The sequence below is a fragment of the Pseudoalteromonas sp. HM-SA03 genome, from assembly GCF_002289345.1.
Taxonomy (GTDB): domain Bacteria; phylum Pseudomonadota; class Gammaproteobacteria; order Enterobacterales; family Alteromonadaceae; genus Pseudoalteromonas.
In genome coordinates this window covers 1-22,554 of the sequence record NZ_NSDG01000031.1, presented here as the reverse complement: position 1 = coordinate 22,554, position 22,554 = coordinate 1, and the positions used below count along the sequence as shown (strand labels likewise).

17 protein-coding genes and 2 pseudogenes are annotated in these 22,554 nt (G+C 43.6%); 12 read left to right on the top strand and 7 right to left on the bottom strand.

All coding sequences use genetic code 11. The features are described 5' to 3' along the window. The first annotated feature begins 4 nt into the window (after positions 1 to 4). From CKO50_RS06690 to CKO50_RS06670, 5 genes are all read left to right on the top strand, one after another. Positions 5 to 1,948, top strand: coding sequence for an acetyl/propionyl/methylcrotonyl-CoA carboxylase subunit alpha (locus CKO50_RS06690; protein ID WP_095727530.1), 1,944 nt, complete (start codon positions 5 to 7; stop codon positions 1,946 to 1,948). Next, the gene (locus tag CKO50_RS06685) at positions 1,948 to 2,856 is read left to right on the top strand and encodes a hydroxymethylglutaryl-CoA lyase (protein ID WP_095727529.1); all 909 of its coding nucleotides are present in this window, start codon (positions 1,948 to 1,950) and stop codon (positions 2,854 to 2,856) included. The genes CKO50_RS06690 and CKO50_RS06685 overlap by 1 nt, the downstream gene beginning before the upstream one ends. A gap of 27 nt (positions 2,857 to 2,883) precedes the next feature. Beyond that, positions 2,884 to 3,582 carry a CoA transferase subunit A gene (locus CKO50_RS06680; RefSeq protein WP_095727528.1) on the top strand — a complete coding sequence of 233 codons (699 nt, stop codon included), beginning with the start codon at positions 2,884 to 2,886 and terminating at the stop codon, positions 3,580 to 3,582. A 9-nt stretch (positions 3,583 to 3,591) separates the two neighbouring features. Next, the gene (locus tag CKO50_RS06675; RefSeq protein WP_010378611.1) at positions 3,592 to 4,257 is read left to right on the top strand and encodes a CoA transferase subunit B; all 666 of its coding nucleotides are present in this window, start codon (positions 3,592 to 3,594) and stop codon (positions 4,255 to 4,257) included. Positions 4,258 to 4,952: 695 nt separating this feature from the next. Beyond that, positions 4,953 to 6,527, top strand: a complete 1,575-nt coding sequence (locus tag CKO50_RS06670; protein WP_095727527.1) for a BCCT family transporter — start codon at positions 4,953 to 4,955, stop codon at positions 6,525 to 6,527. 61 nt (positions 6,528 to 6,588) lie between these two features. Here CKO50_RS06670 and CKO50_RS06665 read toward each other — a convergent pair whose 3' ends face one another. Next, positions 6,589 to 7,290 carry a 3'-5' exonuclease gene (locus tag CKO50_RS06665; protein ID WP_176474619.1) on the bottom strand — a complete coding sequence of 234 codons (702 nt, stop codon included), beginning with the start codon at positions 7,288 to 7,290 and terminating at the stop codon, positions 6,589 to 6,591. 9 nt (positions 7,291 to 7,299) lie between these two features. Next, complete coding sequence (locus tag CKO50_RS06660) at positions 7,300 to 9,195, bottom strand: DUF294 nucleotidyltransferase-like domain-containing protein (RefSeq protein WP_095727526.1); 1,896 nt, start codon at positions 9,193 to 9,195, stop codon at positions 7,300 to 7,302. A gap of 342 nt (positions 9,196 to 9,537) precedes the next feature. Between CKO50_RS06660 and astB the strand changes: the two genes are divergently transcribed. Next, positions 9,538 to 10,878 (top strand): N-succinylarginine dihydrolase, encoded by a 1,341-nt coding sequence (gene astB / locus CKO50_RS06655; RefSeq protein ID WP_095727525.1) that lies wholly within the window; start codon positions 9,538 to 9,540, stop codon positions 10,876 to 10,878. Between the two features lie 73 nt (positions 10,879 to 10,951). Here astB and CKO50_RS06650 read toward each other — a convergent pair whose 3' ends face one another. After that, positions 10,952 to 11,938, bottom strand: coding sequence for a WD40 repeat domain-containing protein (locus tag CKO50_RS06650; RefSeq protein WP_095727524.1), 987 nt, complete (start codon positions 11,936 to 11,938; stop codon positions 10,952 to 10,954). Between the two features lie 116 nt (positions 11,939 to 12,054). On the opposite strand from CKO50_RS06650, the gene CKO50_RS06645 reads away from it, so the two are divergent. Then, entirely contained in the window at positions 12,055 to 12,504 is a 450-nt protein-coding gene (locus tag CKO50_RS06645) for a hypothetical protein (protein WP_095727555.1), read from the top strand. A 75-nt stretch (positions 12,505 to 12,579) separates the two neighbouring features. On the opposite strand, the gene CKO50_RS06640 is transcribed toward CKO50_RS06645, so the two are convergent. After that, the gene (locus tag CKO50_RS06640) at positions 12,580 to 14,850 is read right to left on the bottom strand and encodes an acyl-CoA dehydrogenase (RefSeq protein WP_095727523.1); all 2,271 of its coding nucleotides are present in this window, start codon (positions 14,848 to 14,850) and stop codon (positions 12,580 to 12,582) included. A gap of 362 nt (positions 14,851 to 15,212) precedes the next feature. On the opposite strand from CKO50_RS06640, the gene CKO50_RS06635 reads away from it, so the two are divergent. The 3 genes from CKO50_RS06635 (at position 15,213) to CKO50_RS06625 (ending at position 18,905) form a co-directional block, all read left to right on the top strand. Beyond that, the gene (locus CKO50_RS06635) at positions 15,213 to 17,033 is read left to right on the top strand and encodes a M2 family metallopeptidase (RefSeq protein WP_095727522.1); all 1,821 of its coding nucleotides are present in this window, start codon (positions 15,213 to 15,215) and stop codon (positions 17,031 to 17,033) included. 175 nt (positions 17,034 to 17,208) lie between these two features. After that, positions 17,209 to 18,015 carry an ABC transporter permease subunit gene (locus tag CKO50_RS06630; RefSeq protein WP_095727521.1) on the top strand — a complete coding sequence of 269 codons (807 nt, stop codon included), beginning with the start codon at positions 17,209 to 17,211 and terminating at the stop codon, positions 18,013 to 18,015. Then, positions 18,012 to 18,905: an ABC transporter ATP-binding protein gene (locus CKO50_RS06625; protein ID WP_095727520.1), complete on the top strand. Its 894-nt coding sequence runs from the start codon at positions 18,012 to 18,014 to the stop codon at positions 18,903 to 18,905. Before CKO50_RS06630 ends, CKO50_RS06625 begins: the two co-directional genes overlap by 4 nt. 57 nt (positions 18,906 to 18,962) lie before the next feature. Here the strand turns inward: CKO50_RS06625 and CKO50_RS06620 are convergent, their stop codons facing one another. From CKO50_RS06620 to CKO50_RS06610, 3 genes are all read right to left on the bottom strand, one after another. Next, positions 18,963 to 20,576, bottom strand: a complete 1,614-nt coding sequence (locus tag CKO50_RS06620) for a M56 family metallopeptidase (protein WP_095727519.1) — start codon at positions 20,574 to 20,576, stop codon at positions 18,963 to 18,965. Continuing rightward, positions 20,576 to 20,968 carry a BlaI/MecI/CopY family transcriptional regulator gene (locus CKO50_RS06615; protein WP_095727518.1) on the bottom strand — a complete coding sequence of 131 codons (393 nt, stop codon included), beginning with the start codon at positions 20,966 to 20,968 and terminating at the stop codon, positions 20,576 to 20,578. The genes CKO50_RS06620 and CKO50_RS06615 overlap by 1 nt, the downstream gene beginning before the upstream one ends. Positions 20,969 to 21,643: 675 nt before the next feature. Then, positions 21,644 to 22,108: a hypothetical protein gene (locus CKO50_RS06610; RefSeq protein WP_095727517.1), complete on the bottom strand. Its 465-nt coding sequence runs from the start codon at positions 22,106 to 22,108 to the stop codon at positions 21,644 to 21,646. Between the two features lie 132 nt (positions 22,109 to 22,240). On the opposite strand from CKO50_RS06610, the pseudogene CKO50_RS23925 reads away from it, so the two are divergent. Then, positions 22,241 to 22,348: pseudogene (locus CKO50_RS23925) on the top strand (IS110 family transposase); the annotation flags it as partial. A 129-nt stretch (positions 22,349 to 22,477) separates the two neighbouring features. Next, positions 22,478 to 22,554: pseudogene (locus CKO50_RS23645) on the top strand (Mobile element protein); the annotation flags it as partial.

Sequence of the window (22,554 nt, the reverse complement as noted above, 5' to 3'; positions counted from 1 at the left end):
CAACATGCTAACTAAAATTCTAGTCGCGAACCGTGGTGAAATTGCCTGCCGCGTGATGCGCACCGCAAAGAAATTGGGCCTAACCACAGTGGCAGTTTATTCTGATGTAGATGCCAATGCGATGCATGTGAAAACAGCTGACGAAGCCTATCATATCGGTCCGGCACCAAGTAAAGAGTCTTATTTGGTCGCAGACCGAATTCTTGAAGTCGCCAAAGCGGCGGGCGTCGATTGCATCCACCCAGGTTATGGTTTTTTGTCTGAAAATGAAGTATTTGCCAAAGCATGTGAAGCGGCAAACATTGCGTTTATCGGTCCGCTGGCAAGTTCTATTGAAGCGATGGGTTCTAAGACTCGTGCCAAGGAAATCATGCATGACGCTAATGTACCTTTGGTCCCTGGGTATTATGGCGACAAACAAGAAGATGATTTCTTACAGGCAGAAGCTGAAAAAATCGGCTTTCCGGTACTTATCAAAGCCGCTTACGGCGGTGGTGGTAAAGGGATGCGCGTGGTACGAGAAAGCAGCGAGTTTTTATCGGCGCTGCATGGCGCTAAACGTGAAGCTGCAGCGAGTTTTGGCAATGACTTAGTACTGCTTGAGCGGTTTGTTGATAAGCCTCGTCACGTTGAAGTACAAGTTTTTGCCGATAGTCACGGTAACTGTATTTACCTCGGCGATAGAGACTGTTCACTACAGCGTCGTCACCAAAAAGTGATTGAAGAAGCGCCCGCGCCTGGTTTGAGTGATGCTATGCGCAAAGCCATGGGTGAAGCAGCAGTACGCTGTGCGCAAGCGATTAACTATCGCGGCGCAGGTACAGTAGAGTTCTTATTATGTGGCGATGAGTTCTTCTTTATGGAGATGAATACTCGCCTGCAAGTAGAGCACCCAGTGACAGAAATGGTAACTGATCTTGATTTAGTCGAGTGGCAACTGATGGTTGCTGCGGGTGAACAGCTACCGCTGACTCAGGAGCAGGTTTCGTTATCTGGTCATAGCTTTGAAGCGCGCATTTACGCAGAAGACCCTGAAGAAAACTTTATGCCGTTTTCTGGTGTACTTTCACACCTTAGCTTTCCTGAAGCCAAAGATGGCGTAAGAATTGACACTGGCGTGCAGCAAGGCGATGAGATCAGTCCATTTTATGACCCTATGATCGCCAAGCTTATTGTTCATGGCAAAAATCGTGAACAAGCGTTACTCAAATTAAAATCGAGTTTAGAGCAAGTACATCTGTGTGGTTTAAAATCCAATATTGCATTTTTGCATCACTTAGCAGGCCACCCTACTTTCACAGCTGGTGCGCCTGATACCCACTTTATCGACACGCAAACTGAGGTATTAACTCAATCGAATACGCCGCTGGATAAAATGGTGTTATTAGCAAGTGCGGCCTACCTTAGCCACCAACAACCATGTAAAAACACGGTGTGGGGAAACTTAGGCTTTAGGCTTAACCAAACCGCGAAAGTGGATTTACCATTTGCAGATCATGTCGCCTGTGCCTATCAATCTCAAGGTGGTTGGAAGGTTTCGTTTAACGAGCAAATCCACCAAATTGAATGTGAATTAAATGGACACCAGTTAACAGTGGTGATTGATGGTGCAAGGTTACACGCCAGTGCCATTGTGACCGAAACCGCGATCACTATTATGTATGGCCCGTATCAACATACCGTTGAACTCAAGTCAAAGCATTACATTAGCGATCATGAGCACGAAGCTGCACCGCTGGCAGCGCCATTGAACGGCACCGTGGTTAAGCATTTGTTAGCCGTCGGTACCCAAGTTAATAAAGGCGATGCCGTGGTGATAATCGAAGCCATGAAGATGGAATATACGCTCAATGCACCATTTGATGGCACGCTCACTTCATACTGCTATGCAGAAGGCGAACTGGTCAGTCATGGCGATATGCTGGCGATTGTTGAGGAGCAAGACTAATGTCTCAGTATCCGGCTAAGGTCAAAATTGTAGAAGTCGGCGCACGTGACGGCTTACAAAATGAGGTCAGTGTTGCCACAGAAGCTAAAATCTCGCTGGTTAACGCATTAAAAGACGCTGGCCTCAAGCACATAGAAGCAGGCGCGTTTGTGTCACCCAAATGGGTGCCACAAATGTCCGATTCTGCTGCGGTGATCCAAGGCTTTGAGCGTAGTGAAGGCGTTGAAATAAGCGCCCTAACGCCAAACCTTAAAGGCGCAGAGCTTGCACTAGAAAATCAGGTCGACGAATTTGCCATTTTTACTGCCGCCAGTGAGGCATTTACGCAAAAAAACATCAACTGCACGATTGAACAAAGTATTGAACGTTTTCGTCCCGTTGTTGAACTTGCACAAAAAAACAACATAAAAGTAAGAGGTTATGTTAGCTGTGTGGTTGGTTGCCCATATCAAGGTGAAGTACAACCAGAGCAAGTTTTAGCGGTATGTAAACAATTGTTGTCACTTGGTTGTTATGAAATCAGCCTAGGCGACACCATAGGTGTTGGTACGCCTAAAAAGGTCCAGCTGCTGCTCACCTTGTTACTGCAACATATCCCTGCTGACAAGCTTGCGGTGCATTTCCATGATACCTACGGACAAGCATTAACGAATATTCACACGGCCCTGCAAATGGGGATCGCAACTATTGATAGCGCCGTTGCAGGTCTAGGTGGTTGCCCTTACGCCAAAGGCGCGTCAGGAAATGTTGCCACTGAGGATGTAGTTTACTTGCTGCAAGGACTTGGCATTGAGTGTGGAATTGATTTAGAAAGGCTAGCAAAAGCAGGATGGACAATTTGTGATGCGCTAGGCAAGACACCAAGCAGTAAAGTGTCGTTGGCACTCAAACAAACTTGTCAATCTTAAAACAATAACATTATTAGGAGTGGGCTTATGGCCGGTTTCGATAAAGTCGTATCAAGCTACAGCGAAGCGATGACGGGTCTTAAAGACGGCGATACCATCATCGCAGGTGGCTTTGGTTTGTGTGGTATTCCAGAAGGCTTAATTGCAGAAATTAAGCGCCTGCAAACAAAAGAACTTACCGTGGTTTCAAACAACTGTGGGGTCGACGACTTTGGTTTAGGTATTTTGCTTAAAGATCGTCAAATTAAGAAGATCATCGCCTCTTATGTTGGTGAAAATGCGCTGTTTGAACAGCAACTTCTCGATGGCATTATTGACGTTGAATTAACACCACAAGGTACGCTTGCAGAGAAGATGCGCGCTGGTGGCGCTGGGATCCCTGCTTTTTACACGGCAACAGGGTACGGTACTCCCGTTGCGGAAGGTAAAGAAGTAAAAGAATTTGATGGCCGACCATATATTTTGGAAGAATCAATTACCGGTGAGTTTGCTATTGTTAAGGCTTGGAAAGCAGATCGCTATGGCAACTTGGTGTTCCGCCATACTGCAATGAACTTTAACCCAATGGCAGCGACAGCCGGAAAAATCACCGTCGCGGAAGTTGAAGAAATCGTAGAACCGGGTGAACTTGAGCCGAGTCAAATCCACACCCCAGGTATTTATGTCAATCGCGTGATCAAGGGTAACTTTGAAAAACGTATTGAACGTGTCACAACGCGCAAATAGGAGGCAATCATGGGTTTAAATCGTGAACAAATTGCGATGCGCGTGGCGCAAGAGCTTGAAGACGGTTACTACGTTAATTTAGGCATAGGTATTCCAACCTTAGTGGCTAACTACGTGCCAAAAGGCATCGAAGTGATGCTGCAATCGGAAAATGGCTTGTTAGGTATGGGTCCCTACCCAACCGAAGACCAAGTTGATGCTGATATGATCAACGCGGGTAAAGAAACCGTGACAGCAGCGACAGGTGCAGCAATTTTTAATAGTGCGGAAAGCTTTGCCATGATCCGTGGTGGTCATGTAGACTTGACGGTACTAGGTGCATTTGAAGTTGATCAACAAGGCAATATCGCGTCTTGGATGATCCCGAAAAAATTAATCAAAGGCATGGGTGGTGCAATGGACTTAGTTGCTGGTGCACGCAACATCATTGTGACCATGACCCATGCTAGCAAACACGGCGATTCTAAATTACTTGAATCATGCACATTGCCACTGACCGGCGTAAATTGTGTAAAGAAAATCGTAACAGATTTAGCTGTGTTAGAAGTAAAAGACGGCGCATTCCATTTGCTAGAACGCGCACCGGGTGTTAGTGTTGATGAAATAATCAGCAAAACTGCAGGCAAGCTTATCGTCGACGGTGAGATCCCTGAAATGCAGTTTGAGGCGTCGTAAGACACACCCTAACTTACAAATGTACCGACCTCATTCCCAGTGCCAAAGGCGCTGAGTTACCCAAAACCCCTCGCAAGAGGGGTTTTTTTTCACATGCCATCAAAGAAAAACTCTTTAGTCTACATCACTCTTCATGTCTAGTTGATGAATGTGATGATTTTTAAATAAAAAATTCAGTAGCCATTTACTTTTCAATCTCACCCCCTAAACTAGTAGAGATAGTTTTAGTTGGCATTGAATATTCACCTGCCAGTACAACTTAAAACTAAAAAGTTGCTGCTTTGAAGCATCGACTGAATATCAAGTTGACACAATATATTGATACCATAGCTTAGTAGCATAACGGTTCGGTTGGTTTATCTTAATTACAAGTATTGAGGCAGTATTGTCGCTGTAACTAACATAAACCCATCATATATTTAGATAGTCATTCGGCTGATGTGATTGAAACGCACAAATCGAATGAATACGCTAAATAATCTAAACTAGACTAAGTAGTTTTTGTGGCTTATGGCTAGCATATTATATGGCTGATAAAGTCATTCTAAACCGCTAACGATTAGCATTAATAGCCAGATTACATTTTGCTTTGTTGCATAGTTAGTTTATGTCGAATTGTTATCAACCATTTTCTAGCGATTAATTCAGTATATCAGCTTGGTGTCGTATCACGATGAGAACAACAAGAGGATATCATGGGCAATCACCACGATAAGTACAGCATCGATAATACAGACTACACCGTTGGACAAGACAATGTTCAAAAGTGGGGGTTTGACGTACATAACCCAGTATTTGGTGTAAGTGCTGGATTAATACTGGCGTTTTTAGTCGCCGTATTATTAGTTGATGCAAACACAGCTAAAACCACTTTAGACGGCATAAAGTGGGATATCATAGGTAACTTTGATGCCCTATTTATGTGGTCTGGTAATTTCTTTGTGCTATTTTGTTTGGTGCTCGTTTTATCGCCTTACGGTAAAATCCGTTTAGGTGGTGAAAACGCCAAACCAAGCTACACTCGGGCGTCATGGCTGGCGATGCTATTTGCAGCAGGTATGGGGATTGGTCTGATGTTTTGGGGTGTAGCGGAGCCTGTCGCCTACTACACTGGCTGGTACAAAACACCGTTAAATGTTGCAGCAAACACTCCTGAAGCGGCGGAACTTGCAATGGGCGCGACCATGTACCATTGGGGTTTGCATCCTTGGGCCATTTACGCCGTTGTCGCGCTTTCTTTAGCATTCTTTGCCTACAATAAAGGCTTACCACTGTCGATCCGCTCAATCTTTTATCCTATTTTAGGAGACAGAGCTTGGGGTTGGCCGGGCCATATCATCGATATTCTCGCCGTTCTTGCTACCTTGTTTGGCCTTGCGACATCACTCGGTCTGGGCGCACAGCAAGCTGGTGCTGGGATCCAACATGTATTTGGCATAGAAGCAGGTCTCGGTCTAGAAATTGCCGTGATTGTGGGCGTTACTGCCCTTGCGATTATTTCGGTTGTTCGCGGTATTGATGGCGGTGTAAAGATACTTAGTAACGTTAATATGTTAATTGCATTTGTGTTATTAGTATTCGTTGGTATTGCAGGTTTTGCGATTGCCATGGGTAATATTCCGACGACTTTAATGGCCTACGTTGAAAACATCATTCCACTAAGTAATCCACATGGTCGTGATGATGAAGCATGGTTCCAAGGTTGGACCGTATTTTACTGGGCATGGTGGATTTCTTGGTCACCGTTTGTCGGTATGTTTATCGCACGCGTTTCTGAGGGTCGCACCATACGCGAGTTTATCACCGCAGTATTATTAATCCCAACCTTGGTAACCGTGATCTGGATGTCAATCTATGGTGGCCTTGCTATCGATCAGGTAAAAAATGGCATTGGCGCTCTGGGTACTGATGGCTTAACTGAAGTGCCACTGGCGATGTTCCAAATGTTTGAAAACCTACCTATGAGCGATTTACTCTCGTTCACGGCGATTGTACTTGTACTGGTTTTCTTCATCACCTCGTCGGATTCTGGTTCTTTGGTTATCGATAGTATTACCGCTGGTGGTAAAATAGATGCCCCAGTACCACAACGTATATTCTGGGCGAGTATTGAGGGTGCAATTGCTGCAGCGCTATTGTGGATCGGCGGTAAAGAGGCAATTGAAGCACTGCAAGCGGGTGCTATTTCAACAGGTTTACCGTTTACTTTTGTACTACTACTGATGTGTGTAAGTTTGATCCTCGGGCTTCGAACTGAGCCTAAAAGCTAACGGTCGTTAATCTCATTACAGGCGGAGCTTGGTGTATGCTCTGCCTTTTTGTTATTTGGGGTTAGCTCCACCAGCGTTTCACCATGTCTGATGGGTCTAAACAATATTGAGCTTGAGCTTGAAATAGCTCCGCAGTTGCTAACGCATCGGACAAGGCATGATGTGGCTGATAATAGGGAAGCCCATAGCGCTTTCTGCAGTCAGCTAAACGTACCGAAGGAATAGGTTTACGTTTGAGCTTATCAAGCCAACCTCTGGCGTTGTTTATCGCTGACTTTTCAATTTCCATCGTATCAATCACTGGAAACTCAATACCCTCACCCAATCTCGCTTTTAGCGCAGAATCGAAAAATGACTTTTCGACAAACTGGTAGTGCACCACTATGACTTTACCATGCAACGAAGCAAACACTTCCTCAAGAATATCTTGCAGATCTGGCGCGCTTTCAACTTGTGAGTGTGTGATCCGGTGCAGTACCACAGATTCCTCAGCCAGCGGACTGGTTGGCTTCACTAACCAATGCTTCGCTTGAGCCAAGCGGATCCGTCGTAAATCAAATGGCACCACGCCAACGCTCACAATATCATCGGTGTTTGGGTCGAGCCCTGTAGTTTCAAAATCAAGGGCAACAAACTCGCACTGGCTCAATTGCTGGTAAGGATCTACCACTCCTTGCTTATAAAATGCTTGAATTCTCGGGTCTTTCGACGTTTCTACCAAATGCTGAAAGCGATTTGGCCATGACATAATCTCGCCTTGCATATTACACCGCTACTTCATCATGGATTTGTTTTGATAGCGAAACTTTAAAAAGCTCTGTGCTTTGTCTAACACGCCAAAAGCTTCTTTAAGATTACGCTGTTCAAAATCAGAGAGTGTTTCTGGTGGCAAGCTGTTATCAGGCTTTTCGCCCTGCTCAATTTGCCATGCTTGATGGCGAATACGCATGATGGCAATGTATTCAAGCGCAGCTTGCAAATCTAGCACTTTGCCCTTTGGCAGTATATTTGCCTCATCAATATCTTCTAATCGCTCGAAGGAGTTTTGTTTTTTAGAACCAACACCAAGGGCATGCACTCGAACCAAGTCTGAAAGCGGTGCTGTGCCACGGCGTTTAATGTTCATCGAACGCCTGTGTTCACCGTCTTGCTCAAGGACAAAACCATTAAAAAAGCCTAAAGGTGGCGTTCTTCTTAGCGCATTATGTGCCATCGCAGCCAAAAATTTAGGGGTGTTTTTGGCCTTTTTACTAATAAAAGCAGTGAGTTTCTCAGCCCATTTTGTTTCACCCCAGACACCTTCCAGATCAAAGAAAATCGAACTATTCAGCAAAGCCTCAGGACTGGGGTTTTCTATCCAGTCTTCAAATTGTGCTAACCATTGACTGTAAGTTAGACGCCAAACAGGATTGCTTGCCATGATCCCACCATCACAATATTTATAGCCGCAATTGGCTAGACCATCACACACAAACTTCGCCAACTTTTCGAAGTAAGCGCCATGCTCAGCGGGTTGATAACTGTCATCCAAGATCAGTGCATTATCCTGATCGGTCACAATTAATTGTTCGTCCCGAGCCATTGAACCAAGGGCAATAAAGCAGTAAGGAATTGGTGGCGGACCTAATTTAGCTTCCGCGAGTTCGAGTAACTTGTGTTTAAACGTTTTACCTATAATCGACATCGCAGAACCAATCATGTGTGAATTGGCGTCTTCATTCACCATGCGAGTGAAAATTGCAGGAAGCTGTTTGGCGTAACTACTCAAGTCTTCAACACTTTGCTGGTCCATTAGCCCTCTAACAAACAACAGGCTGCTTTGAGACTCATAGCGCAAAATATCGGATAGCGCGACCACTCCTATCGGTTTACGCTTATGAACAACGGGCAAGTGATGCACATTGTCTCTTAGCATCAGCATCATGGCTTCGAAGACGTAGGCATTAGAGTCAACAATAATAAGGTCAGTCGACATAATCTCAGAGACCGGAGTTTGATAATTCAGCCCCTCAGCGACTACTTTTGTGCGAAGATCTCTGTCACTGATAAGGCCAACCACCTGACCATCATCTTCATCTGGATCTTCGACAACTGGTTTCTCGGGATCGTAGATAAGTAGTGATGACACATGCTCTTTTGCCATCACTTGAGCTGCCTGCTGTACCGTGGCGTTGCGTTCAACGTATACCACGTCGCGTAGCAATAGTTTACGCACTTTGGCCGTGGTCAAATCGTTGCTGTCGGCTTGCTCAGAAACCGTGATTTTTAGTCTAGCATTATCGTCTGCTTCAAAATAATCAGCAAACGCTTCATAAACGTCGCAATACTCATCAAAAATGCCTACAGGAATACAGTACACCAGCGTATCTTCAAGGCTTTGAGCGCCAAAACGAACTTTACGATTCATCAATAAACCACGCTGGCCAAAGATCCCACCTGTGGAAATACGATTGTATAACTCACCTGAGCGCCGATAGAGCTCGACAGCACCAGATCGGATCACATACAGGTAAGTGATCTGCTCTCCATATTCCAAAATGCCGCTGCCCGCTCGGTAGTAACCTACTTCGACTTGGCTTGCGAGTTTATGTAGTGCCTCTTGAGGCAAATCCGAAAATGGCGGGTAAGCTACTAAAAAATTGGCAATTTCCTGATGTTCAACTTCCATGGTTTGCCTTGATATAAAAAGGAATTTAACCCTATTGTGGGCAACGAGGGATAAATTTGCAATGAAAGCAGGTTTAACTAGGGTAATAAACAAAGGCTGTGGCCATTGTTTTTCCGCTGTTCACCACTACGCTCATAAGACTCACTAGGATGCAATCGAATTTAGTAAAACTGAGGAGTTGCGTTGTCATAGGTTAATTCCAATCCCCAATTAATTTATTTTACAATGACTGCGTGTTAGCTAAATAAGTACAAACGCCAAATTTGACCTCAGTCACTTTAAAAACCAGCGAAACCGCCTCATACTAGTTAGCTATAACTATTCGCAACAGGAACCGCACTCATGACTTATGAAGTCAATTTCGACGGCTTAGTAGGGCCGACACATAATTATGCCGGATTATCTTATGGTAATGTCGCGTCACTTTCTAACGCTACCAGCGTCTCTAATCCAAAAGAAGCGGCATTGCAAGGACTTGAAAAGATGAAAGCAATGCATGATATTGGTCTAAAACAAGGAGTATTTGCACCTCATGCACGTCCGAGCTTAGCCCCACTGCGCCGTGTCGGCTTTTCAGGTAGCGATGCTCAAGTACTTGAAAAAGCATATAAACACGATCCAATATTGCTTCGAGCTTGTTACTCTGCCTCTGCCATGTGGACGGCAAATGCGGGGACTGTATCGCCTTCTATTGATTCCAGCGATGGTAAAGTACATTTCACAAGTGCCAATTTAAACTGCAAATTCCACCGTTCAATAGAGCCCGAAACCACCACGAATTTACTTCGTGCTATGTTCGCTAATGCGCAATATTTTGTACATCACCAGCATTTGCCTGAGCAGCCTTTTTTTGGCGATGAAGGTGCTGCAAACCACACTCGCCTCGCCGATAGCCATGGCAGTAAAGGTCTACAATTATTTGTGTACGGTTCAAGTGGCTTTAACAGCGATATAAAGGGTCCTACTAAATATCCTGCTCGGCAAACATTAGAAGCAAGTCAAGCGATTGCAAGGCTACATCAATTAGATGATAAGCAAGCAATTTTTATCCAGCAAAATCCAAATGTGATTGATCAAGGCGTGTTCCATAATGACGTCATTGCGGTGGGCAATGAGAATGTGCTGTTTTGCCATGATCAAGCCTTCATTGATCAAACCTCCAGTCTAACCAAAATTAGACAAGCGTATATCGGCGAAAAGCCTTTACATATTGTAGAAGTTCCGACGCATGCAGTGAGTGTTGAAGACGCAGTAAAAAGCTACCTATTTAACTCACAATTGATCACCTTGCCATCAGGCGAGATGATGCTGGTTGCACCGGAGGAATGTGCGAAGAATGATAACGTTGCCGCGTATATCGAATATATGCTCGGTGCAAAAAATCCGATTTCGCAAGTACGCTTTTTTGACTTACGCCAAAGCATGCAAAATGGTGGTGGACCTGCATGTTTGCGATTACGTGTAGCACTCAATGAAGCTGAGCTAAAAGCGGTAAATCCAGAAGTAATGATGAGTGAAGATAAATTTATTCAACTAAGCACGTGGGTCAATAAACATTATCGCGATAAAGTCACAGAGCAGGATTTAGCTGATCCGAGCCTACTGCAAGAGTCCTATGCTGCACTAGATGAACTCACCCAACTACTCAATCTTGGTAGCGTTTACGAATTTCAACGCACCTAATTGCAAGATTTGCTTGTCAAACTGTAATTAATCTGAGCTTTAGATAATTAACAAAGGGAGTGCTGTCACTCCCTTACTTTTTAGCAAGTACATTAACCGCCCACGTCTCAAGCATACCATCGCTATTTAGCGTTACTAAGGTGTCTGGGTTTGGGACATACATATCGACTACCGTTGCCCCCTCATTCTCAGTATGAATAGACCAAGTACCTAATTCTTCCCCACTCTCATAGCGCCAGATGGAGAGGTGAGACTTTGACGATGATGTCGCGAGTAAGCCTGAGTCAGAAATAAATTTGGCCTTTCTAAACATCTTAAAACGGGCCATATACTTTAGCTCACTGAGCTGTTTTCCAGACTCAAAGTCTAGTACATGTTGCGCATTCAACCCATCTGAGACGAATAAATGCTTGCCATCATGACTCACTGTTAAACTGGTAACACGATGACTAAATTGATGCTCATATAAAGGTTCTGGTGAGGCAAATTGCCAAAGGGCAACCAACCCATCTTGCGCGCCTGTAACAAAATAGTCGCCACTATTATCAAACGCCAAATGCTCTATCGGCCGAGTATGTGGCATAAAACGATTGTTTAACTTAGTGAATAGATCCGCCATATTGAGTGAGCCATCATCCATCGCAACAAGCAAACGCTGATTGTTATGGGAAAGCGCTAAAGCAGAGATTGAAGCAAGTGGACTGACCCCAGCAAAAGGTACGTTCGTTATCAACTTTTGCTTGGGAACAGACCAAATTGAGATAAGGTTTTCACCTGCCACGATGAGCATTTCCTTATCATCTGACAATAAAACTTCTTTGACTGGTGTTTTTATTTTGTCTTTGGGTACTGAGAATATGACAGACTGATTGGCATTGTCATAAATATGGATTTCAGCATTACTGTCTAATGTTACGCTCCACTTTCCATCTTTAGAAAAGTGTCCAAGTATTATGCCATTTTGCGTCAACTGGCTTGTTACCCCTTTACTAATTTCAGGCTGCGATCCACACCCTACTAAAAACAAAGCGAACCAAGCTAGTGATATTAAACGAGACATCTTAAACCCTTAGCACATAATATATTTATTTCATTTACTGGCTTTACATATCGGCCATTAGCAGACAAACTTAACTTATTGTGAATAATTTTAGACTGCATATGATGTATTTTAGCATGACAAAGTCACTTATTAAGCAAACTTTCGTTGTCTTAGCCGCAATGATTTTACTCTCAGCGTGCGGCTCAGAGGATAATGTCAGTGGTGACAAGGACACTCCTGGATATGCCGCAACAATGTATTTTGACGCACTCTATAATCAAAAAGATTTAGACGCTGCAATGAAAATCGCCACTCCCCGTCACGCGCGTATCATGCGCTCTTACGGTACTGCGTCGCAATTCGCCAGAAATTTAGTGAATATGCAATACGATGAAGTCACCATAGAAGTCGATATGACCAATCAAAGTCTGCGCGAACAGTATGGCGACAGCGCAAAAATTAATTTAATTTTTACAGGTCAGCTCCACGGTGAGCAAGTAGACGACATGCGTAGTGTCAGTATGATACGCAAAAAAGGCAAATGGTACGTAGACAAGGTACTAGCCGACCCCTTTGCACGTTAACTCAAGAATAAGAAAGGAAAGCCCCGTTGTCGGGGCTTTTTTAACAAATTAGCCAAAATCCTCCGTCACAACAAACTAGTTGGGCGCTTTTGCATCAACAGCAATCGCTTTTGCAACTAACGTTTCAATACAAAAGATGGTTTCAGAACTCTTATCATCAATCACCTTGTCATCCATTGCGATACTGAGTTTTTCATTCAATGTCTTACCTACCAGTTTCACGCTATTTTGTTTACACCACTGACGATATTTTGCCATTAGTGGAGCATGCGCCTTTTCCAGTAAGTAAGCGTGCTCAACCGTGTCTATCGCAGAGTGCTTTACCACGGCGCACAGATGCGAGATACGTTCTCGGGTCGAGTTGTGATCAGAAACATTGCTACATACCTGCACAGCCAATTTATCGCTCGGCGCTTTGAGCCACTTACCAACGGGAAACGCCAAACGTTTTAACAAAAATGCCAGAGGTGCTGCGGTAAAGTTATCGCAAAATGCATAAATAGCCTTACTTGCTTCGTTAAGACAGTGATCTAAGGCAAACTTTACCAGCGGTAAGTCCCCTTGCTGACGGCCATCATCTTCGTATTTTTTTAATATGCACGAGGCAATATAAAGAAAGCTCAGGACATCTCCTAATTTTGCAGAGAGCATTTCTCTACGTTTTAGTGAACCGCCTAGTTTTAACATAGCGATATCGCTATACACAGAAAGCGCTTGGCTCAACCATGTTAGGCGTCGGTAATACGCCGCCACATCACCACTAACTGGCGCACGTTCGAAACGTGCAAGCGTGAAGCCATTAAAAAACGCCCTAAGCCCATTCACAGCGGTATGCTGCAAGTGTTTGCAAAGCACTTCATCAAACTCTTTCAATGCGATTAATTGATCTTCTTGCTGTACGATACTCATTTCTTTGAGTATGAAAGGATGGCAACGCGTTGCACCTTGACCAAAAATCATCAAGCTTCGCGTTAAAATATTGGCGCCCTCAACGGTAATAGAAATCGGCATCCCCATATAATTGTGGGCAAGATAATTCATTTCCCCCATTTGAATGGCTTTGCCGCCATGAATATCCATCGCATCATTCAATGCCACCCTTGCATGCTCTGTGAGATGATACTTGGCAATCGCAGTGACTACCGAAGGGCTTTGCTTTAAATCAATTGCCAACGCAGTGGTTTGTCTCACCGCTTCAATAAGATAGCTATAGCCGTAAATTCTGGCTAACGCGCTTTGCACTCCTTCAAAGGCAGAGATAGGTACACCAAATTGACGACGGACACCGGCGTAAGCCGAAGTCGTTCTGGCACTTAATTGAGCGGTTCCCGCGCTCAGTGCAGGCAAAGATATCCCCCGCCCAGCACTTAAACACGACACCAACATGCGCCACCCTTTGCCGATACCTGCCTGTTCGCCTATCACCCAAGCCATTGGAATAAAAACATCTTCACCACTGGTTGTACCATTCATAAAAGCTTGCCCCAGCGGATTATGTCGATCTCCAGTTTTTACGCCTTCATGTGCCGTAGGAATAAGTGCACAAGTGATCCCAAGCTCTACTTTATTTGAAAGCAATTGATCCGGGTCGTAAACCTTAAACGCAAGTCCTAATACATCAGCGACGGGCGCCAGCGTGATGTATCGTTTTTGCCAAGTTACCGCAAGTCCAATTTGTTTTTCTCCCTCAAATTCACGCTCACACACAATCGCAAAGTCTTGAATGCTACCAGCATCCGATCCCGCCTCTGGAGAGGTCAATGCAAAACAAGGTAGCGCCTCACCCGAGGCAAGCTTTGGCAGCCAAGTATTCTGCTGAACATTGGTACCGTAATGAAGCAGCAGCTCTGCAGGGCCTAAACTATTTGGCACCATCACGGTCACTGCAGTAGATAAACTACGACTGGCTATTTTTGCTACGATGGTAGAGTTCGCCTGAGCACTAAATTCTCGACCACCAAAAGCCTTTGGAATAATAAAAGCAAAAAAGCCCTTTTCTTTTAGAAATTGCCAAACTTCTTCCGGCAGGTCTTGAGCCTCAGATATTTTTTCTTCATCAAGCATTTTTAGCAGCGTATGTAATTCGTTATCTATAAATGCCTGTTCTTCATCGCTCAGCTTTGGTTTATCATTACTTAACCACTTTCGCCAATTCGGCTTACCCGAAAACAACGCACCATCCCACCAGATACTCCCCGCTTCCATCGCTTCTCGCTCGGTTTGGGAGAGTTCAGGTAATGACGTTTTGAAATAATTAAAGAGCGGTTTAGTGATCAACTTAACCCTGATATCACGGACACAAAATACCACCACTATGGCCAATATCACCAATAAAACTAAAGTCATATGCACTCCTTTTTGCAGGCTTCAAATACGGCCTTTTGATACAATTGAATGCCTTAATTATGGTGAATAATCACACTAACTCAACTTTTATCTGCGCTCGCATGTCATTGTTTGTCCATCGCAAAATTGTCGTTTTAAAGTCGTCCTGCTATTATTCTTGCCACCACAGCAAAAAATGATGCTTTGCTGCGCGTAAAAGCCGTGCTCACTACGATTAGTTGTTCATACGACTAATACTAATTGGATTAATTTACTTGCTGATTTTTAGCAATTAACCCAATTAGTGTAGCTGGCTATAGATACTGAAATGCCGCCTAGCGTTAAGTCGGCTCGTGTATTCATTAAAACAACAAGTGAACCCTATGAAACCAAGATTTAAGTTAAGTGTTGGCGCACTCATCGTTGCCAGTACTTTTGCACTCTCTGCCTGCAAATCCACTGAAACTACAAATAAAGCGTTATCAGAAGCCGATGCGGTTGCATTTTTAGATAAGGCGTCAGAACAACTGGTTGACCTTAACTTCCGCTCTAGCCGCTCAGCTTGGATTTATGCAAACTTTATTACTCACGACACCGCTTCACTTGCTGCGGACGTGAATGAGGAATACACCGCGGCGCTCGTAGAGCTTGCTAACCAAGCAGCACAATTTGATGGCTTGGCGTTAAGCGAAGATACCCGCCGTAAGCTTGACAAATTAAAGCTAAACCTGACATTACCTGCACCAAAAGATGCTGACAAAACAGCGGAACTTGCAAAGCTCACTGCTGAGCTTGATGGTATGTACGGCAAGGGCAAATACTGTAAAGATGATGGCACTTGCCTAAGCCTTGGCGACATGACGGCTAAGATGGCGAATAGCCGCAACTATGAAGAGCTTTTAGACATCTGGCAAGGTTGGCGTGAAGTGTCGAAACCGATGCGTCCACTCTATGAAAAGCAAGTGGTACTTACCAATGAAGGTGCTAATGAGCTTGGCTACGCAGACACAGGCGCCATGTGGCGCAGTAAATACGACATGCCAGCGGACGACTTTGCAAAAGAACTTGACCGTACTTGGAACCAAGTAAAGCCGCTATATGATTCGCTGCACTGTCATGTAAGAGCCAAGCTTGGCGAGAAATACGGCGAAGATAAAGTGCCTCAAGACCAGCCTATTCCTGCGCACTTGCTTGGCAATATGTGGGCACAAAGCTGGGGCAATATCTATGACCTAGTCGCGCCAGAAAACGCAGATCCGGGTTATGATGTAACGGCGCTACTGGCTAAACACAATTACGATGAAATCAAAATGGTAAAAGGTGCAGAAAAGTTCTTCACCTCTATGGGTTTTGCCCCATTACCTGAGACTTTCTACGAACGTTCTTTATTTATTAAACCACAAGACCGCGACGTACAATGTCATGCATCAGCTTGGAACTTAGATGCCAAAGACGACCTACGCATCAAAATGTGTATCCAACGCACCGGTGAAGAGTTCTCAGTTATCCACCATGAACTAGGCCATAACTTCTATCAGCGCGCTTACAATCAACAGCCTGTGTATTACCAAGAAAGTGCCAACGATGGCTTCCACGAAGCTATCGGCGACACCATCGCGCTATCTGTAACACCTGGCTACTTAAAGCAAATTGGTTTGTTGGATAACGTACCGGATGAGTCAAAAGATATCGGTCTATTGATGAAGATGGCACTCGATAAAGTTGCATTTATTCCATTCGGTTTACTTGTCGACCAATGGCGCTGGAAAGTATTCTCTGGTGAGATTTCTCCAGCAGAGTACAACCAAGCTTGGTGGGAATTAAGAGAGAAATATCAAGGTGTTAAAGCACCAATTTCACGTACTGAAAATGACTTTGACCCAGGCGCAAAATACCACGTACCAGGTAATGTACCTTACACACGTTACTTCTTAGCGCATATTTTGCAGTTCCAGTTCCACAAATCACTTTGTGAAATTGCTGGCAGCAAAGAAGCCATTCACCGCTGTTCTGTTTACAACTCGGAAGCAGCTGGTGAGCGTTTAAATGCCATGCTTGAAATGGGCAGCAGCAAACCTTGGCAACAAGCACTGAAAACGCTAACGGGTAAAGATGAAATGGATGCAACAGCAGTACTTGACTACTTTGCACCATTGCAAAAATACCTAGATGAGCAAAATAAAGGCCGTAATTGCGGCTGGTAATTGCTAGCAAATTTAAACTCAGAAACGGGCACACTCAATCGTGCCCGTTTTTTATTGGTTTAATTTTGTTACAGTTCAGTAACTTTCTTTTTTAGCGCCAATCATATACGCTCAAATCAAAATCAGCCTACCGCTCTAGTAGTGAAAGTCTGTGTTGTCACTTGCAAGGATCCTTATGAATATAAAAAGAACTGGCCTAATAGCCATCTTTGAATTGCAACGCTTGTTTGCAACGAAACGCGGATGGATAGCCATCGCCGCGTTTGTTTTGGTTTGGTATGCCATTTTGCGCTACGCCATTGCAGAAGCGGTATCCATTGTCAGCGACCCCAACTTCAAAAACATGATCCAGAGTTTTTCTGGCGTCGTAGGTATGCATCGTATTGCCCAGTGGCCTGAAATGGAGCTTGCCCTCTACTTAGTGTGGTCAATCTTCTTATTTCCTCTTTTTGTGATCTTTTCAAGCGCAGATCAAACTGTAGAAGATAGAACCCGCGGCACACTGAGATTTCTAACCCTGCGCACATCTCGCGCGGAAATTGTTGTTGGCCGTTTTGTTGGGCAGGTATTCAATACGTTGCTGCTCATAGCGATTTCTGCTGTTGGTGCTTGGATATTAATGGTGGTGCGCGACCCAAGCTTGTGGCTCACAGGGCTAAGTCGGGCTACATTAATTGTTTTAGAACTAACGCTTATTACTGCGCCATTTATTGCCCTGATGTCTGTGGCAAATCACTTTGCTAACTCAAGCAAAATGAGCATGATTTACGCAATTTTAACCTACTTAACACTCGCTACTTTGGTCGCTTTTGCACTTGAGTACAGCGCTTACGCGGAGTATCTTTTTTATCTTTTTCCTGGATTCCAAGGCACAGAAACCATCGCACAAAATATCAACCTCACTCGCTTTGCCACACCGGTGCTGCATAGCCTCGTGTTAATTGCAATTAGTTGTGAACTATTAAGAAGGCGCACGCTATGAGTAGCATTATTGAAGTTAATAATTTAGTGAAAGAGTATGGACGAAAGCGCGCACTAGATAACGTATCTTTTACCCTAAACGCAGGTTCACCCATTGCACTTGTTGGCCCAAATGGTGCGGGTAAAACCACCCTTTTTAGCACACTTTGCGGGTATCTAAATGCAGATGCTGGCAATGTTCAGATTTTAGGTCACAAACCTGGCAGCGCTGCACTTTTTGGTCGCCTTGCCGCACTTCCACAGGATGCTCAGCTTGATCCAAGGTTTTCTGTCAGTAATCAGCTACGTTTATACGGACAACTTCAAGGTTTAGATGCGAAAGCGGCCGAGCGTGAAACGCACAGAGTGCTTGAGCTTGTCGACCTCAAAGACTGTTATCACGCCAAACCTCATGAGTTATCTCATGGCATGCGAAAACGTATCTGTATTGCTCAAACGCTACTTTCAAAGCCTGAAATTGTACTGCTTGACGAAGCCACGGCTGGATTAGATCCCGTGAATGCTCGTGAGATCAGAAACCTAGTAAAAAGGCTTCAATCTGAAACGACTTTTATTTTGAGTTCACACGATTTAGTCGAACTCGATGATTTGTGCGATCAGGTATTACATTTACAGCATGGTAAATTAACTGCTGTTGACCGCATCCAAGAAGCGGAACTTGCCACGCTGACTGTAAAACTTAAAGAGTCTGGCACCAGTAGTCACATAGCGCTTTTGAAAACCTTACAAGGCGTTGAAGAGGTGACAGTAAATGCCAGTGGCGCCCTACTTATTGAGTATCGTAGCGGCCAGCAGGTTGATATTGATGTACTCAGGCTTTGCCGTGATCAGGGCTGGCGTTACAAGTCGTTAGTTAACGGTAAAACACTAGAAGATGAACTGTTCGGCTAGCACACGGTTAGTTTAGTAAATTAAAAAAGCCTGCATCTTACAGGCTTTTTTAATGATTTATAACTTCGCCAGTAACAAAGAGCCGGGTCGAGGTAAGCGAGGTAATATTGCCGGCGTTTTCGCATAATCCGTAGGTAAACGCTCTTTCAACTCGTTCACCTTTGTTTGGTTATTCAGTTTTTCGTATGCATAGTATCTTAGGATATCTTGATATGTTTGATTTTCAGCGCTGGTTACAACATCACTGTTTAATACAGCTAATGCTTTATCGTAGTCTGCCATTTCAATGTAAGCGCGTGCCAAATCAGTAGCGCTACCGATTTGAAAGCGACTTTGCATTTTTTCAGATAAACTCTCTAGTTGTTCTGCTGCCTGCTGATGTTGCCCAAGGTGCATATAAGCTGATGCCAATCTATTTTTTAAAAATGGCGGTTGAGTAGAGCCTTCAGGAAACCAATTAGTGTAAGCGGTCAAGATTGCTTCGTATTGACCTAGCTTATGATAGGTTTGGTCGAGCAAGGTAAAGCTTTTTACTTTGATATCCAGCTCTTCAAAACCATTTAACGAACCGCGGTTACTATGCCAATTTAAAATGTGTGAAACCGCTGCTTTAAGCTGTGTTTCATCATTCGATTTCGCGCCTTTCGCCCCAGCGAGTAGCTCCCTTAATTGCTGTTGATATCGCGCTGACTTTTCACTCTTTTGTTTACTAGCTCCTTGTGTTATCTGCTTTTCAGAGACGATTTGGTTAGCAGCTAAGGCACTACAAGACAGTGCTGCCGTGATAATCATTAAATGGGATAATTTCATTTTCTTTTCCTTGTTTAGTGTTTTAACTCTTTGAATATTGAAACTTTTCGAGTGAGATACGGCTAATACTGAATGACCTAATGACGCATGTTCATACCGGTATTGATGTTCGGATAACAGTAAGCTGGCCAAATCGTATCTATATTTATCACTCAGTTTTTCCATACAGCTTTCATCGCAGCTGAGTTCGATTTGTTGTCGCGCCAAATTTGCTAACAACAAACAGAGTGGATTCCAAAAGAAGACGCTTTCAGTCGCACATATTAGCCATAACCAATATGTGTCCTTATGCTTGATATGCGTTAACTCATGCTCAATCACAGAATCGAGCTCTGGTCGACCTTTCATCTTAAAATCTAACCAAATGGTGTGCTGTAATGGGCCTGTCGTAATTGCTGGGGTACTCAATTCTGTAAATTTTACGGTGCAAAATGAGTGTAGATATTGATGCTCTTCACTGATGTAGGCACCTTTTTCTATGCCACTTAGTAACCTTTTATACGACCACACTCGCGCTAAAAATAGTCCTCCACCTATCACTGTCAGAAATACAAACAAATTTGAAAACACTTGGTTTATGGTATAGCCAGAAAGCCAGTTTGATTCGGTTTGCAAAGTGGTTTGCTTGATGCTGTTCGGTGGAGTTGACCCTGAATCTGAAATAGAACTTACCTCAATAGTGTAAAGCTCCAGATCTATTAAAAAAGGGGGTGGGGAAAGTTGCTGCCATGGAATTAGCCAACTCAATAACCCTACTACCAACACATAAAAGCGCGTTCGTGCAGGCGCAGTTTTCAGAAAATAGCAGCTAGTCAAACTAAACATGCTGAGCAAGCTTGCGGTGAGTAAGTAATCAAACATTAGTCGCTCTCTTTCTTCTGTTTTTTGCTCTTAAGTAGGTTTTGTAAATACTCAATATCATCATCGTCTAAACTCTCTTCTTTAATGAAATGAGCTATCAGGCTGCGTGAACTACCTTTAAAAAAGCGATCCATAAAACGCGGTGTTGCCTGCTGTGAAAGCGCCTGCTGAGTCACTTTTGCTTGATAGACGATTGACCTCCTCTGCTGACCACAGCGCTCGACCGCACCTTTTTGCTCTAGTCGATCTACGATTGTTTTGACTGTGTTATAAGCCACTTTTTTTGTTCTTGTATCATCTGCAAGAAGATATTTATGAAGCTCACTGGCAGTACATGCATTTTGTTGCCAAAGTAACTTCATCACGTCTAATTCAAATTCACTTAGTTTCACTTATCACCTCTACCACTACATTTGTAGTTTTAAACCACTACAAATGTAGTGGCTAGTGCCCATGAAGTCAACTAGAAATTTTTGATGAGAAAACAGAAGGTGAAGCTATACATGAAAGCTGCATTACCTTAGGGGAAAATGAGGGTGTGTAACTGCCCCAAGAAGCGGCATAAAATATGCAACAAAGGAGCGCAAGCCTGCTATTTTGCGTTCCTTGGTTAAAGCCTTTGTATGGATAATAACAACTCAAATTAGGGTAAAGTGAGACCCAAACTTTAGCTACAACTAAAGCTCTCTATGTTGTAGNTCGCTGACACCCATCACTAATGTGTTAAAGCGTTTGTATGGTATTGATTACCCGTGGTGTCGACGAATGTGCTTAACTAAGCCCTGTATTGATCGCTGACACCCATCGCTTCTTGATCGCTGACACCCACCACTAAGTCTATTGATCGCTGACACCCATCACTAATGTGTTAAAGCGTTTGTATGGTATTGATTACCCGTGGTGTCGACGAATGTGTAGGTCTATTGATCGCTGACACCCATCACTAATGTGTTAAAGCGTTTGTATGGTATTGATTACCCGTGGTGTCGACGAATGTGTAGGTCTATTGATCGCGACNGATCGCTGACACCCATCACTAATGTGTTAAAGCGTTTGTATGGTATTGATTACCCGTGGTGTCGACGAATGCGCTTAACTAAGCCCGCTTGATTAAACTCAAGTGAAACAATATTGGTTTTATTATATTCAATAGCTTTATCTAAATGAGCAGGTTTTACTTTACCTGATTCGGTCATTTTTACAAAGACGACATTAGCGCCAACCATTACCTCATTTATTTCTATTGAACTATGGATGACTTCATCTTTTAATTTATTAATCATATCCTCTCGGAGTTTAGATTTATCTGTATAAGTAAATTTAAATTTGACGTGTTCATCGATAAAGTCATCAGAAAGCAGTGAGATATAGTTTTCTATCTCTTTAATTGTTGTATTTGGCTGTTGACGCGCATTTTTTGCCGCTACAAATACTTTTGCTTTCTCAATTAGTTGCTCTGATGTGAAATTATCATGTGCACTACTAGAAAATGAAAAAAGAAAACAAAATAACACTAATATATATTTATTCACGGTTTTTTCCTTCCTGCTATACCTAGACATAATGAATCCTACATGATGCTAGCCTCCGCTTATTCGTGGCTAAGCTTAAAGCCAGTCCCATACTTAGTTTGTCAAATAACTAAACAGCAGAGGCTAGCATGAATGAACAAACATAACATACTTTTCATTGGCTTAGGTATTTATAAAGAGCTTGTTAAAGTCGCTTATTGTAAAGAACAACGAGGCGCTCGACCCGTTCATTTTGGTCAAGAAGAAAACAAATCGCTGAAAACAAATCGCTGATGAAAACAAATCGCTGACACCCACCACTAACTTGCACCTTCCTAAGATCCAGCCTAAGCTTTAATTCTGCACTCAAAGGATTGAGGAAACCAAACGATGGCAACAGCCCGTAAAAAACAAATCAGTTTAACCGACACCAAATACTACCACTGTATCTCCCGCTGCGTAAGGCG